15 protein-coding genes are annotated in these 15,130 nt (G+C 40.2%); 4 read left to right on the forward strand and 11 right to left on the reverse strand.

From position 1 onward, the window contains the following. The first annotated feature begins 52 nt into the window (after positions 1-52). Together ACED20_RS09015 and ACED20_RS09020 are read left to right on the forward strand one after the other, a co-directional pair. Positions 53-1,336 (forward strand): TolC family protein, encoded by a 1,284-nt coding sequence (locus ACED20_RS09015; protein ID WP_294264591.1) that lies wholly within the window; start codon positions 53-55, stop codon positions 1,334-1,336. A 282-nt stretch (positions 1,337-1,618) separates the two neighbouring features. Further along, positions 1,619-2,086, forward strand: a complete 468-nt coding sequence (locus ACED20_RS09020; protein ID WP_294232067.1) for a hypothetical protein — start codon at positions 1,619-1,621, stop codon at positions 2,084-2,086. 454 nt (positions 2,087-2,540) lie between these two features. Here the strand turns inward: ACED20_RS09020 and ACED20_RS09025 are convergent, their stop codons facing one another. The 5 genes from ACED20_RS09025 to queG all read right to left on the reverse strand — a co-directional run bounded on the left by ACED20_RS09025 (position 2,541) and on the right by queG (position 7,340). Then, positions 2,541-3,839 (reverse strand): cryptochrome/photolyase family protein, encoded by a 1,299-nt coding sequence (locus ACED20_RS09025; protein ID WP_378104236.1) that lies wholly within the window; start codon positions 3,837-3,839, stop codon positions 2,541-2,543. A gap of 4 nt (positions 3,840-3,843) precedes the next feature. After that, positions 3,844-4,305: an SRPBCC family protein gene (locus tag ACED20_RS09030; RefSeq protein WP_294223366.1), complete on the reverse strand. Its 462-nt coding sequence runs from the start codon at positions 4,303-4,305 to the stop codon at positions 3,844-3,846. 402 nt (positions 4,306-4,707) lie between these two features. Further along, positions 4,708-5,358 (reverse strand): murein L,D-transpeptidase catalytic domain-containing protein, encoded by a 651-nt coding sequence (locus tag ACED20_RS09035; protein ID WP_294238432.1) that lies wholly within the window; start codon positions 5,356-5,358, stop codon positions 4,708-4,710. Between the two features lie 4 nt (positions 5,359-5,362). Next, positions 5,363-6,040, reverse strand: a complete 678-nt coding sequence (locus tag ACED20_RS09040; protein ID WP_378104358.1) for a TIGR02117 family protein — start codon at positions 6,038-6,040, stop codon at positions 5,363-5,365. A 355-nt stretch (positions 6,041-6,395) separates the two neighbouring features. Continuing rightward, a complete protein-coding gene (gene queG, locus ACED20_RS09045) occupies positions 6,396-7,340 on the reverse strand; it encodes a tRNA epoxyqueuosine(34) reductase QueG (RefSeq protein WP_294238428.1) in 945 nt (314 codons plus the stop codon). Between the two features lie 122 nt (positions 7,341-7,462). Between queG and ACED20_RS09050 the strand changes: the two genes are divergently transcribed. Continuing rightward, a complete protein-coding gene (locus tag ACED20_RS09050; protein WP_294224167.1) occupies positions 7,463-7,762 on the forward strand; it encodes a rhodanese-like domain-containing protein in 300 nt (99 codons plus the stop codon). Between the two features lie 229 nt (positions 7,763-7,991). Then, on the forward strand, positions 7,992-8,609 hold the full coding sequence (locus tag ACED20_RS09055) for a hypothetical protein (RefSeq protein ID WP_294238425.1): 618 nt from the start codon (positions 7,992-7,994) through the stop codon (positions 8,607-8,609). 209 nt (positions 8,610-8,818) lie between these two features. Here the strand turns inward: ACED20_RS09055 and ACED20_RS09060 are convergent, their stop codons facing one another. From ACED20_RS09060 to mutY, 6 genes are all read right to left on the reverse strand, one after another. Beyond that, the gene (locus ACED20_RS09060; protein WP_294232057.1) at positions 8,819-9,598 is read right to left on the reverse strand and encodes an alpha/beta fold hydrolase; all 780 of its coding nucleotides are present in this window, start codon (positions 9,596-9,598) and stop codon (positions 8,819-8,821) included. A gap of 16 nt (positions 9,599-9,614) precedes the next feature. Then, entirely contained in the window at positions 9,615-10,604 is a 990-nt protein-coding gene (locus tag ACED20_RS09065) for an NAD(P)H-dependent flavin oxidoreductase (protein ID WP_378104239.1), read from the reverse strand. A gap of 79 nt (positions 10,605-10,683) precedes the next feature. Then, positions 10,684-12,054 (reverse strand): peptidylprolyl isomerase, encoded by a 1,371-nt coding sequence (locus tag ACED20_RS09070; protein ID WP_294199849.1) that lies wholly within the window; start codon positions 12,052-12,054, stop codon positions 10,684-10,686. Positions 12,055-12,142: 88 nt separating this feature from the next. Beyond that, positions 12,143-13,066, reverse strand: a complete 924-nt coding sequence (locus tag ACED20_RS09075; RefSeq protein ID WP_294199850.1) for a PfkB family carbohydrate kinase — start codon at positions 13,064-13,066, stop codon at positions 12,143-12,145. Between the two features lie 28 nt (positions 13,067-13,094). Next, on the reverse strand, positions 13,095-13,652 hold the full coding sequence (gene gldD / locus ACED20_RS09080) for a gliding motility lipoprotein GldD (protein WP_294199851.1): 558 nt from the start codon (positions 13,650-13,652) through the stop codon (positions 13,095-13,097). A 309-nt stretch (positions 13,653-13,961) separates the two neighbouring features. Beyond that, positions 13,962-15,008 carry an A/G-specific adenine glycosylase gene (gene mutY, locus ACED20_RS09085; protein ID WP_294238422.1) on the reverse strand — a complete coding sequence of 349 codons (1,047 nt, stop codon included), beginning with the start codon at positions 15,006-15,008 and terminating at the stop codon, positions 13,962-13,964. Positions 15,009-15,130 lie beyond the last annotated feature (122 nt).

The raw sequence follows: 15,130 nt of genomic DNA on the forward strand, positions 1-15,130 counted from the left end.
CTGCAATCAAACGTCCATCTTCCAATATCCTTTATCCAATCATCTAAAAACAATGAAAAAACTATTCTTCCTATTCATTATTAATCTTCTTCCGGCTCAGCAGAACTGGACGTTAAGGCAATGCCTGGATTATGCTTCCGCCAATCATCCGCTGATTAAGCAATCTGCGGTAAATGTTCAGAAAAACGAAAGGCAGATCTCTGCGGCCAAAGGAATGCTGCTGCCTTCTGTAGACGCAGGAATCAATCACAACTATAACTTCGGAAACGGAATCAATCCGCAGAACAATCAACGGGAGGCCATCAATACCCAGAGTGACAATCTGTACGCGCAAGTCGGTTGGGAACTGATGAACTGGCGGAATTACCTCAATATTTCTTTGTCGAAAATTAACAAAGAGACCTCGACCTACCGAATGAAACAGGCTCAGAATGAAGTCAGGCTGAATGTCATCCAGATGTTTTTCACCTATCAGAACAGTAAAAGCTGGCTGGAGGTTTTGGAAACGCAGCTTTCCGGAATTGAAGATCAGATCAAACGTACCGAGAAAGAAGTTGAAATCGGAAACCGTCCGAAAAGTGATATTTACGACATCAAAGCCAACCTCGGAACCATGCAGGAACAGTGGGTATCCGCAAAAAATCAACGCGATATTTCCAAAATAAACCTGCTGAATGCTCTGGCGATTACTAAAGACACACTGGAATTCTCAAAGCCTGAAGAAAGCCTTACCGAAGCAGATTTTACCGACAGCAATTTTGTCCGGGATCTCCTGGAGAAAAATCCCGCTTATCAAACGGCTCTCACAGAAATTAAAGCCCAGCAGAAAAATGTTGAGATCGCAAAATCCGGTTATTTACCAACAATAAACGGCTCATACACATGGTCCAGTTTTTATAATAAAATTATGGGGCAGCCCGCCGCTGATTTTTCGGAGCAGATCAAAAACAACAAGAATCAGCAGGTCTCGGTGGGCCTTAATATTCCTGTTTTCAATAAATTTCAGGTGAAAAATAATGTAGAGATTGCCCGGCTGAATGTCATCAATTCAAATTATGACCAAGATATCATCATCAACAATCTTACCCAGAGCATCAATTCAATCAGAATCCAATTTCTGAATGCCCGTGAAAAATATCACCTGCTGGAAACCAATTTTGAGAACCAGAAGCTTTCTTTTCAGAAATCGGAAGAGAAATATCGGGAAGGGCTGATGGATGCTTATACTTTCTTTGTGGTAAGGAACAACTGGCTGCAGGCCAATTATAACTTAATCAACAGCAAAAATGATGTGATCCTGCAAACGGAACTTCTGAAGGTTTTTCAATATAGGTGATAACCATTCATACTATTGCTCCGAGCTTAATATTCATAAGATACCTTTTTCACTTAAATTTAGACGGATTCTAAACTATTTGGCAAATTATATTTAATTGTATGGATAAGCCCTTGCCGACGTGCGGGGCTTGTTTTTTGATTAAATAATTACATTGATTTGTCATAAAATTATTTGAGGGTTTTTGGACAATTTAATTATCTTCGCTTTTTTAATAATGTATAATTAATTTTGCCTTAAGAAATAGTACATATGCCATTCAGCCCGCATAAATTGATTCCGATGACGGATTTCGTGATAGAATATTATTCCCATGAAGGATATGCCGATCTGCAAACCCTGAAACTGATGAATAATTATGCAACCTTCCTGAAAAAACCGCTGACTTTGGGCATGTTCGTACCGGTAGATGAAAAAGGAAATATCCTGAAGGAACCGAAAAATTATATTTCCTGGAAATCTCTCAGTCACAATAAAAATACTTCTGCCGGCGGTGGAGAAAGTACCGTATTCGAAGAATATAAGATATATCGGAAAGCTGAAAAGAAATGTCTTTTTGACAGCTTTAGAATTGCTTATAACGGCTATTCTGTAGTGAGAATCGTAGCGGAATATGATGGATCTGTAGAATTGTCATTCAATAAAAACGAAAAGATATTTCAGAATTTTAATGACGTAGAATCACTGACCTATTTCAATGAAATATATCTGAATGAAGTTGCTTTAAAGAAGATAGGTATCCACAAATAACTATCTTATAAAATGATCTTCGTTGATCATGGAAATAAATTCAGACATATTGCTTGAGTCTGAAAAGAAGGAAAGCTTTTTGACGACCTTTCTGATCACCGGTAAATTAAGAATTCGCTTGGCCATAACTGGATTTTTTATTAAATGTTTATAAGACTAAAAGCTACTGTCGATCCTAAGTCTCTTATTCTGAATAAACAAAGTCTGTACCCATTTGTATAAACCGGAAATAATTAACGTAAAAATATTAGTTTTAATAAAGTTTATACCTTATTAAAGGCTTGGCGAAAGCTAAAGCAATTCCCGCAGATTGATCAGATCTTATCAACAAAAATCTTTAAAATCGGCAGGAATTAAAATGAGTTATTGTTTAGTACGTCCGGATTCAGCAATATGCAATGATTTTCAGAACATACGTCAGGTTAATAAAATGTCCTGCTTCTTTCTCCGGCTATTACCCTTTCACCGCTTTTCCGTAGACATCCAATGCCCTTTTCCGGGCCGAAGTATGTTCCACGACAGGCTCAGTCTTCAGATCGTCTTCGCTGAGCCACTTTTTGATGTATTTCTGGTCCTTATCGAATTTTTTCGTCTGCTCCGACGGATTGAATACCCTGAAATAAGGAGCCGCATCGCAGCCGCATCCTGCTGCCCACTGCCAGTTCCCGTTATTAGAAGAAAGTTCATAATCCAGAAGCTTTTCTGCGAAATAAGCCTCGCCCCACCGCCAGTCGATCAGCAGGTGTTTGGTAAGAAAACTGGCTACGACCATCCTTACGCGGTTGTGCATAAATCCTGTTTCATTCAGCTGCCGCATTCCTGCATCCACGATCGGATAACCGGTTTTCCCTTCGCACCATAGCTTAAATTCCTTTTCATCATTCCGCCATTTGATGTTTTCATATTTATCCTTAAACGGGTAATTGACAACCTTAGGAAAATGATAGAGAATCTGCATAAAGAATTCCCTCCAGATCAGTTCCTTCAGCCAGGTTTCATTATTTTTTAACGCATACTGAACACATTTACGAACAGAAATGGTCCCGAAACGAAGGGCAACCCCTAAATGTGTCGTGTGATCCAGACCTGGATAATCCCTGTATTGACCGTAATCTTCGATAATTGATTTTTTAAGGACCGGCTTTTCATCCTGGATATCCGTTTTCTTAAAACCGATGTCTTTCAATTCCGGATATTTTGGAGCTTTGTATGGTAAAAAACCGGAAAAATCGGTTGTATAGATTTTGATTTTATCTGACTTCAAAACTTCTTTCCATTTTTTGGAGTACGGTGTGTAAACAGTGTACGGCTTACCGTCTTTTTTAACAACCTCATCTTTATGGAAAATCACCTGGTCTTTAAAACTTTTCAGTTCAATATTATTTTTCCCCAGAAAATCGGCTACTTCCTGATCTCTCCTGATGGCTTCAGGTTCATAATCTTCGTTGCAGAATACCGTACTGATCTCAAAATCTTTGGTCAGTTTTTTAAAAGCTTCCACAGGCTTAGTCTGAAAAGTCGTTATTCCGCTTTTATGTTTTTTCAGTTCTTCGTGCATGTGTTTCAGTGCACGGTGGAAATAATCTACTCTTTTGTCGGATTTGTTTTCCAGCTTATCCAGAATCCCGGTATCATAAATAAATATCGGCAGCACCTTCAGTCCGGATTTCAAAGCTTCAGACAACCCGCAATTATCCTCCAGCCTTAGGTCCCTTCGAAACCAGAACACATTTATTTTTTGCTTTTCAGACATGGGATTATTTTTGATTAAACATTTTCTCCAGAATCTGATACCGGTAATCAAAGATACTTTCCACCTTCTTCTTCACGAGGATGCTGTGGGCGATTTCTCCCAGGAAGCCCAACGGCAGTTCGTAATCTACCGTGTCTTTCATAAGTACCCCATTCTCATTCTCAATAAATTCGTGGAAATGATGCCAGAGTTTGTAAGGACCTTTCTTCTGAAAATCCGTAAAGCTCTTCCGGTCATCGACATGAATGATTTCGGTCTGCCATTTCATTTTAATACCGAAGAGCGGCGACACAAAATAATCGATGATCATTCCTTCGTAAATTTCATCATTTTCGAATGTTGTCAGCACGATGAAATTCATTTCTTTTGGGGTAATTTTTGAAAGGTTGCTGGCGGAGGAAAAAAATTTCCAGGCCGTTTCAATGTCGCAGTTCAGCTGCTGTTCACGGTAAAGTCGGTGTTTCATGTATTCCGTATTTTTATCGGATTGGGTTATACAAAAATCAGACTAAACGTGGTAGGAAAAGCCAAAAGCTGAAAATTAAAACCATAATTTGAGCCGGGCATCTGACTAAACCTACATAGGAAAGCTTTAATGTATATCAACAGTATGCTGACACGGAGAGCACGAAGTTTTTTTGACCAATTCGCTGTTTTTAAGTTTCACAGAGCCGTTTCACTTAACGAAGACCACAAAGGTTTAAATATACAATGATTGCTTTTACAAAATCTGCTAAATCTGCGTGAGATCTATTTAAATGGTATAAATACTTGAAATAATTTAATAATACGTTTTTGAATTTTAAAATTCTAAATGTAAAGCCAGTAGCAAAAAGCTAATTGCTATCTGCTACCCAACAATTTAAATTTAATTAAAAATCCACATGAGTACAGGCTTTTCCGAGCGTTGCAGCATAGGATCGATCTGTTTCATAGCATGGTTGGAAACCGTAGGACAGCCCCAGCCTTCCGGCGAACCTTCGGGATAAATTTCGTCATCGCTCATGAGGTTCCAGGAATGAAAAACAATAAATCGTTTCAGCGCATTGCTGTTCGTTTCTTCCAGGCCATGCATCAGGTATTTCACATGGATTCCCCAATCGCTGTAGCCGCGTTCCTGCACTTTATATTTGCCCAGCGACGAAAGATGGCTGCCATCCGTATTACTGAATCCCGGACGGTCTTTCGACGCATCACGGCTCCATGGATTGTTACCGCAGCCGTGACCGACGAGATATTTCCCCATTACTTTATTCTTCTTGAAATCCCACACAAAAAATCTTTTCAACCCCGAATGCAGGCTCATGTCGATCAGCAGGCAGAAATCCGTGCTGAAGTTTTGCTTTCGGCAGAACTGCAGGGCTTCTTCCGCCTTCTTCCTGATTTTAACGGAGTCGGCAACAGGACGGACTTCATCAACTGTTTCTGAAACCAGGCCATTCGCAGAAGCTGATTGGGAAAATTCCTGCTTACAGGATAGCAATAGGAGGATCGTGAAAATGAAGCTTAAAAACCGCACTGAATTATTTGTAATGAAGAAAAATCCCGTAATCCGAAGGGGTCCACCATGCTGCTTTCTGTCCGGCTGCTTTTAAAGCATTGTTTGCCCATGTATTGCAGGTATCCAAAAAGCTGTATTTTCCTTTAGCGTCGTAAAAGGCATCGTTATTTCCGTATACGGCATTGGTAGGAACCAATACATAGTTTCCGCCGGCGTCCTTATCAAATTTTTCATCCACAAATTTAACCAGGTCCTTATATTGGTTTCTGCTGATCATAATCTTCTTACAATCTTCCCCTTCTTTCATTTCTTTATAATAAGTACAATGCATCGCCGATTCGCTCAGCCAGAATGCTGCTTTAAAAGCCGTTGAAAACTTCAGGTCGGCCCAGGTCGGCGTGTCGAGATAAAAACCTTTGTCGCCCCATCCAATTCCGACGAAGCGGTAATCGGTTTCTTTGGATTTGGTATTGCTGTACGGGATTTTCATACTCCAGTCCTGAAGATCATTCTTTACCGGCATGACGATGTCCGTATGAACGCCGTTGGTGTAGATGTAAATCGGGATTTCTTTTTTCTGGCCGTCATCTTTCGCAGAAATTTCTATGAAAGGCAGGAAATATCCGGCAGCTGCATATAAAACAATTATCCCTAAAAGAATTCCCAAAGTCTTTAAAATGAGCAATACCATTTTTTTCACCGTCATGTTTTTATGATTTAATAAAATTTAATATCCTTGTTTCGTAAAAGTATTGGTTTCAATTGAAATTTTCGCTAAATTTAAGTACAAATACTTCACAAATATGCAGAAAAACGCCAAATCAAACAAAAGATTTAAAATCAGGGTAAAAGTAGCTCCAAAAAGAGTGCAGAAAAAACGTTGATTTTTCGGCGAGAAGTATCTCCCGGAAGTCAATTTTTCTTTTATAGCCAACGCGTAACCGCCTGTAAAATCTTTACCTTCTTAAAATTAAAATTTTAGGAATGACCGCTTAACCGCCTTTGCCCGGAACTTCAACCTTTCCGGATAAGGCTGTATCCGCAAAAAACAACGTTTAATCCCGCTCCGAAGAAGCTTCCAGAAATTCGATATTCCGCTTCAACCCGGCGAATTTTGTGCGTTTTACGGGGGATTTCCTGAAAATTTCAGAAAACAGTTCCTGCGTCAGTTCCCGCCACTCCCCTTTCTTAAAATTTTTCAGTGCTTCATTCGGTTTGAATTTGCCCTGCTTGTGCGGTGCCGAAAAACGGTTCCATGGACAGACATCCTGACAGACATCGCAACCAAACATCCAGTCGTCCATTTTATCTTTAAAATAGTCCGGAATAGCGTCTTTTAATTCGATCGTCGCGTAGGAAATACACTTGCTGCCGTCAACCAGCTTTTCGGAAACAATAGCATTTGTAGGACACGCATCGATACATTTCCGGCAGGTACCGCAGTGGTCGGTAGTAGCATGATCAGGCATCAATTCCAGATCGCAGATGATTTCTGCCAGAAAATAGAATGATCCGCTCTGCCGGGTAATCAGGTTGGCATTTTTACCGACCCATCCGATCCCCGATTTCCTGGCCCAGCTCCGTTCCAGCACCGGTGCCGAATCCACGAATACCCGGAATCCGAATTCGCCTATTTCTTCCTGCAGCTCGCTCACCATTTCACGGAGAATGTCTTTGATGACTTCATGATAGTCTTCGGCATAGGCATATTTTGAGATTTTAAAATTTTCAAGCGTAGAAATCTTCTCTTCCGGAAAATAATTGTAGGAAAGTGAAATCACCGATTTTGAACCTTCCACCAAAAGCCTCGGATCCAGCCGCTTATCGAAGTAATTTTCCATGTACTTCATTTCGCCGTGGAAGTTGTTCTTCAGCCAGCTTTCCAGCGGGCGGGCATCTTCTTCAAGAAACTCCGCTTTTGAAATTCCACAGTTTTGGAATCCAAAACTTTTGGCTTTGGTTTTAATGAGCTGTGAATATTTTTCTGCGGTTGAATTCATCTTTTTTACCTTGCAAAACTAAGATTATTTTATAAATTTGTTTGGACTTTGGCCGATCGATTTCCTGTATGGGTATTTTCAGGCGGTCATAAGCAATTTTTAATCTTAAATATTAATATACTATGTCTTTATCAGAAGTTTTAAAATCAGGAAATTATCAGTTAATCGACGTCCGTGAGCCTATGGAGCTTGAAATGGACGGATCTATAGAAGGGGCTAAAAATATCCCGTTGGGTGAAGTGGAAGACAGACAGGAAGAGATCCTTTCAATCGAAAAGCCGGTGGTAATCTTCTGCAGAAGCGGAAACAGAAGCGGAAAAGCACTGGAATATTTAAATACCCAAGGACTGAAAGACGGCTACAACGGCGGAGGCTGGGCCGATCTTAAAGCAACCATCGAAGCAAATCAGGGAACTTTTTAAAGTTCCTTTTTTTGTGCTGAACTTTTTAGGTTAAAAGGCAGGAAGAGGAAAAGAGATGCTGGAAGTTGCTTTTCTCAAAATCACTGCTGACAATTTTTATCAAATGCTATTGTTTGCATTCTGTTAAGGATAAGCTATTTAAATTCCTGATTATTTCTGTGCTTTTATTTTTAAATGCTATCAAATTTTAATTAATTTTAAAATGCACGGATTTACTGAAAATTAAGTTATGAATTTAAAGGAAAGATTTTTACAGAACTGTCTGCCATTTACTGATGATTATCAGCTTATCGGAAATTTATGGGCTCAAATTGAAAAACAATATACCGGAAAAGGCAGGCATTACCATAATCTGCAGCATCTTGAAAATATGTTTCCCGAGCTTGAGACCCTAAAGGCTGATATTACGGATTTTTCAATAATTACGTTCTCTGTTTTTTATCACGATGTCATTTATGATACTACTTCAAAAACCAATGAGGAAAAGAGTGCCGAATTCGCTGCTTCAAGGATGAAAAGAATGAATATCGATCAGGATACTGTTAGGAAAGTTTCAGAACAGATTATCGCTACAAAAGGACATCAGCGGTCTGACGATTCGGATACCAATTACCTTCTGGATGCTGATCTTTCTGTTTTGGGAAAAGACCGGGAAACCTATATGGAGTATACCCTGAAAATAAGGAAGGAATATGCTGTTTATCCCGATTTTCTGTATAAACCGGGCAGGAAAAAGGTATTGCAGCATTTTTTAAAGCTGGAAAGCATTTTTAAAACCGATACATTCAGGAATCAATATGAAGATCAGGCGAGGAAAAATATTGAATGGGAGATTGAAAGTTTGTAGGGGATTGATGTCAATGGTGAATTCTGTTGTGCAGGTGAAGGGTGAATTGTAAGCGGTACTCAATTTTATCAAAGCTAAAATCATTGCAACTTTTCCACAGAAAGTATTTAAAATTCTTTCGCGACTTTATATTTTCTAACATTGGCTTCCTATAAAAAATTCATTATTGACTATTGACAAGCGGAGCGAATTCACTATGGATCATTACATCATTCACTTTTCAAAATGCTGTTGATAAAGCCGGCAGCTTTTTCCAAAACCATTCCTGGAACTTCTTTATGCGGGGTATGTCCCACATTGGGAATAATGAACTTTTCGGCTTTTCCATTTACCTGAGAAACGGTTCTTTCGACCTGATCCAGCGTTCCGTATTCATCATTTTCGCCCTGGATGAAAAGTAACGGTGCGGTAATATTCTTTAGTATCTGTTCAATATTCCAGGTTTTAAAACGGTCGCTGAGCCAGATTTCGGTCCAGGCTTTCACCAGCATTTCCGTTTTATCGCCGTGGTATTTTGCCAGGCGTTCGGGAAGATTGGTTGTTTTATATGTTTCCAAGGCATCCTTTACCCCCTTTATGGTAACGTCTTCTACGAAAATATGTCCGGCCTCACAGATGACTCCATTTACGCTCCCGGGATATTTTGCAGCCATGATCAGGGCAATGGTTCCGCCGTCGCTGTGGCCGAAAAGAATGACCTTATCTATTTTTAGTACGTCCAGCAAATCATTCAGCACGTCGGCTTCGGCTTCCATATAGCTGTTTTTCCTTTCGTGGGTAGGCATGGGAAAAGATTTTCCATAGCCCAGGCGGTCGTAGACCAGCACATTGCATTGAACCGCTTTCCCTAATTCGGACGGAAAATCCCTCCAAAGCTGCGTGCAGCCTAAGGAATCATGCAAAAAAACAAGGGTCGGCCTGTTTTTAAAGACCTGATTATATTCAATGTACAGCTTTTGCCCTTTTACGTCAACAATCCTTCCTTCCATTCTGTTTTATATCCGACTACAAACTCGGATTCCCTGCCTGGTTAAATTCTTCAAGCAAATTTCTGAAAACCGTTTCTACCGGCAATACTTCATCGATCAAAGCCGAAACCTGGCCGATTTCCAGTTCGCCTTCTTCCATATCGCCCTCAAACATCCCTTTCTTTGCCCTCGCACGGCCTAAGGAAGCAATAAGAGATTCCTTGTTTCTTCCGGTATTGTAAATTTCTTCCAGTTCGTTGAAAAATTTATTTTTAACCATTCTCACAGGGGCAAGCTCTTTCAGGGTTAAATGGGTATCCCCTTCCTGAAGTTCAGTGATTTTCTGTTTCCAGTTTTCGTGGGCACTGGCTTCCACCGTAGCTGCAAAACGCGAACCGATCTGTACGCCATCTGCTCCTAAAATCATGGCTGCTTTTATCTGTGAACCCAGAGCAATTCCTCCGGCCGCGATCAATGGTCTGGAAATATGCTTCCGTACATTCGGAATCAGGCAGAATGTAGTGGTTTCATCCCTTCCGTTGTGGCCTCCTGCCTCAAAGCCTTCCGCGACAACAGCATCCACACCGGCATCTTCACATTTCATGGCAAATTTGGTGGACGAGACCACGTGAGCAACCTTTAACCCTTCTTTCTGCAGGGTTTCGGTATAGGTTTTCGGGTTTCCGGCCGAGGTAAAAACGATCTTTACACCTTCTTCCAGAATAATACCGATCACTTCATCCAGATTCGGATACAGCATGGGAACATTTACTCCGAAAGGTTTATCCGTAGCCTGTCTGCATTTTCGTATGTTTTCCCTTAAAACATCGGGATACATGCTTCCGGCACCAATCAGTCCCAGTCCGCCACAGTTGGAAACCGCCGAAGCCAGCTTCCATCCGGAATGCCAGATCATACCTGCCTGGATAATCGGATACTGTATCTTAAAGAGTTGGGTAATTGCATTCTGTTGCGACTGCATATCGTGAAGCTTTTTTGCTGAATTGAAATCTATAAAACTGCTCATGCCGTAAAAATAATAAAAACCTCTGTTACCAGATGGTTTTCCATAAAAAAAACCTTCAGAAATTCTGAAGGCTTATGTTTTATTTTTTAATAGCATCTTTTTTCCAGTGTCCCTTGAAGTTACATTCGTCATAACGTCTGTCGATGGAAATGAAAATGGTCGGAAGCTTTGAATTTACATACTTTTCAACCATTTCATTTTTTTTCTTGTTGAGTGCCATCTGCTTGATCCTGTCGTAATCCGTTTCCAAAGTAATTTTGTGTGCCGGAATGACATCTTCAATTTTGATAATCTTCACCACTTTTCTTTTTCTTTCGTCTTCGTCATCAAAAGCGGTGGTGATATCTCCTTTATTCAAACCTGCCAATTCGTAGCTGATGGTTCCCGGAAGCGTTTCTCTTTCGATCTTGTTTGAACCGTCTGCTCCCGGAATGATCCCTGCGTTGTATTTAGTTCTTTTATCATCAGAAAATCTGAAGGTCGCATCTTTGAAGGTCATTTTTCCGCTTTGGATCAATCCCCGGATGCTGTCGAGTTTTGCTTTAGCCGTTTTCATTTCTTCGTCTGTTGGTGTTGCCATCAGAAGAATATGCCTTGCATCGTATATCTTCCCTGATTTTTTTACCAACTGAATGATGTGGTAGCCGAATTCGGATTCTATCGGGTCCGAAATTTCACCTTCCTGAAGGTTCAGTGCTGCGGCTTCAAAAGGCTTCACCATCTGTCCTTTGGAAATGTTCTTCATTAATCCTCCGTTTGAAGCGGATCCCGGATCTTCGGAATAGATTCTAGCCTGGCTTTCGAACGTTTCTCCACCTTCGATATCTTTTTTGATTTTCTTAAGCTTGTTGATCAGCTCATCTTTATGGGCTTCCGTAAGCTTAGGGAACATCATAATCTGGGACAGTGAAACTTCATCCTTGATTTCCGGCAGCTGTGCTTTGTACATGTTATAAAAATCCGTTACTTCGTTAGGCGTAACGTCAGCTTTATCCGTAATCCTCTGGTATTTTGCCTGTCCGTAATATTGGTCGGCATCGATTTTTTCGATGGCATTTTTCATTTCATAACCATTTCTGAACTTATAAGCTGCCAGCATTGTCTTTTCGTCCGGAAACTGGGAAAGCAGCTGCTGGTATTTGGCATTCGCCTGTTCCTTGATGGCTGCCGAACGGTTCTCGATCAATGTATCTTTTTTTGCTTCGTAAACAAGAAGTTTGTTGTTAAGAAAATTTTCTAAAAACTCACACTTATCTATATTAGAAGCCCCCTGCTGTTTTGCGTAGTTCATCTGCTCGTTTACATCGGACTCCAGCACAATTTCATCACCGATTACAGCAGAGATACCATCCACTAAATCTCCTTTTTTCAGCTGTGCGTCCATCGTATTTATTCCGAACAACATGATGAAAATTCCAAAAAGAAAAGTGATCTTAAGTTTATTTGTCATTTTACTATTTTAAACAAGTTGCAAATTTAGAATTCTTAATGAATTACACTAAATTTTTTATTATAAATATTTCTTAAAAGAAAACTATTTACTGGAGTTCCACATCGAAAGTCGTCAGCTCCTTGAACTGCTTCAGTCTTCCGAAAACATCGGCTTCGTTTACTTCCTGAATTCTTTCCGTTCCGAATCTCTCTACCGTGAAAGAAGCCATTGCCGAACCTACGATCAAAGCGGATTTCATCGTTTCGAAATCGATCTTTTCTTTTTTGGCAAGGTAAGCTGCAAATCCTCCGGCAAAAGTATCTCCGGCTCCTGTCGGATCGAAAACATCTTCCAGCGGCAATGCAGGAATAGCAAATACTTTATTGTCGTGGAAAAGCAGGGCTCCATGTTCTCCTTTTTTAATGATTACATATTCAGGACCCATGGCGTGGATCTTTTTAGCAGCTTTTACAAGAGAATATTCTCCTGAAAGCTGTCTTGCTTCTTCGTCGTTGATGGAGATTACATCTGTCTTGGCAATCATTTCCATTAGAATTTCCAGTGCGGAATCCATCCAGAAGTTCATGGTGTCCAAAATAACCAGTTTCGGACGGTTCTTCATTCTTTCCAGTACTGAAAGCTGTACGCCCGGATGAAGGTTTCCTAATAAAAGGATCTCGGCATCCTGCATGGAATCAGGGATTTTAGGATCGAAATTTTCGAGCACGTTTACTTCAGTCGCCAGCGTGTCTCTTGTGTTGAGATCGTTATGATATTTTCCCGCCCAGAAGAATGTTTTTCCTTCTTTTACGATTTCTATTCCTTCAATATTAATGTCTCTGTCGGTAAACATATCCAGGTATTCCTGAGGAAAATCACCCCCAACTACCGATACTATTCCGGATTTAACGCCTAAAATGGATGAAGTGATCCCGATATACGTAGCAGCACCTCCTAAAATTTTATCTGTTTTCCCAAATGGCGTCTCGATTGCGTCGAACGCAACACTTCCTACAACTAAAAGTTTCATATTTTTTTCAAAGTATTATAAGAGTCAATTATTTTTTCCATTCAAAAGTATCCAGCAGGTGCTTCATATCTTTTTTGATATAGTCTACCGCAGGAGCCAGTGAATCAGGCTTCGGCCTCGTATTGAAATATAAGTAAGCCGTTACGAAATGCTTCGTGCTATCCGTAATATAAAACTGAAGATTGGATGCACTCTGCCCTTTCAGCTCGTAAAAGTTGCCGTATACCTTTTTATTAGGATATTCGAAAGATTTGGTATCGATGGCACTTGCCTTAATCGTATGTTCATACACCATTTTCTCCGCTTCCTTGATGTGATCGGCAAAATCGTTCTGTATCGGATAATAGGTTACAAAAACCTTGGCTTTCATTTTCGGATAATTCAGATAATACCAGCAAGGCCTTTTTGCATCCGTAATTTTCGCAAAATCAGAATATTCAAAAGTATAATTGCAGTTGTTTTCAAATTTGCGGTACTGAGGCTTCGGATATTCCAGACGGAGCTCACCGTAAGGCTTCGGCACCGGATCTTTGCCGCAGGATACCAGAAGCATGGCTACAAAAATAAAAATCGCGTTTTTAAACATTTTGCAAAAGTACAAATTAGATTTCAGATTTCGGAAGACAAATTTCAGCATTTCAAGGAGTTTTGGATTTGAGTGGAATGCTGCTCTTGAACACAAAGGCCACAAAGATATTTTTACTACTAACTGGTTTTAAGTTTCACAAAGCCGCTTCACTTGTAAGAAACCGCGTAGATGTATTTTGTGGCATCTTTGTCATTGACTCCGTCGAATCTGCGATTTCCGTAGGAATCTATCACCGAATCTTTCCGTGCTTCTCTCTAATACTATGTTTACATTCCCTGCGGGAATGACAAATAGTGTGGTAAATGGTTACAAAAACCGATAAGCCTCCTCGTAATTCCTGATGTATGTTTCCAGCGGCTTCGGGAATGATTTATCTTGGGAAGTTTCCACATCGGTAACGAGATAATTGTTTTCGGCAATAAAATGGTTCCAGATTTCTTCGGACTGCACTTCCACGTTGTAAATATCGATGCTGAGATTTTTATGCGTCAGCTTATGGCTGACGGTTTTCATTCCTACAATGAACGGTACTAGTGCATCGGAAATCTCAGGAGAAAATTCAAACAGTTTTTTCCAGATAAAGTCATCTTTCCGCTGCTGAATTAAAAATTGCCCGTTTCTGTGGACGAAATAATATTTTAATTCGAGATCCTTCGCCTTCGTTTTTTTTGCTTTAACAGGAAATTCGGATATTTTGTTCAGAGAAAAAGCCAGGCAGTCTTCATTCAGCGGACATTCCCTGCAAAGCGGATTTTTAGGTTTACAGATCTCGGAACCCAGATCCATCATGGCCTGATTGAAATCGCCTACATTATCAGGTAAAATAAGATGCGCCAGTTCGGAGAAATAATTAAAGGCCTTTGAGCCGGATATATCAAATCCGTCGGCGAAGATTCGGCTTAACACCCGGTAGAAATTTCCGTCTACGGCAGGTATTTTCCCATCAAAGCAAATGCTGGAAACAGCCGCCGCCGTATATTTTCCAACTCCTTTCAATTTTAAAATTTCTTCATATTGATGAGGAAAAGTTCCGCCATATTCAGTCATAATCTGTTGAGCAGCCTTATGAATATTGATTGCCCTGGAATAATATCCCAGCCCTTTCCAGTACAGCAGCACTTCGTCTTCTTCAGCTTCAGCAAGCGTTTTTACATCCGGAAATCTTTTAATGAAATTATTGTAATGGCCCAGGCCCTGGTTAATCCTGGTCTGCTGGAAAACGATCTCGCAGATCCAGATTTTATAGGGATCTTTTGTCTGTCTGAATGGCAGATCCCTGGCGTTTATATTGTACCAGCTGAGCAATTTGTTGCCAATATGCCTGAATTCCGGCACTTTATTTATATTTTCCAAAATTTAATTGTTATTCAGATATTCCGACAGAGTTTAATACAACTTGAATACAGCCGACTGTTTGGCAGATGGCCAAGTATTAAGTGAATGTGTCAGTATTTTAATACTGCAAAGATAATGCT

It is taken from the genome of Chryseobacterium sp. sg2396, from assembly GCF_042610505.1.
GTDB lineage: Bacteria > Bacteroidota > Bacteroidia > Flavobacteriales > Weeksellaceae > Chryseobacterium.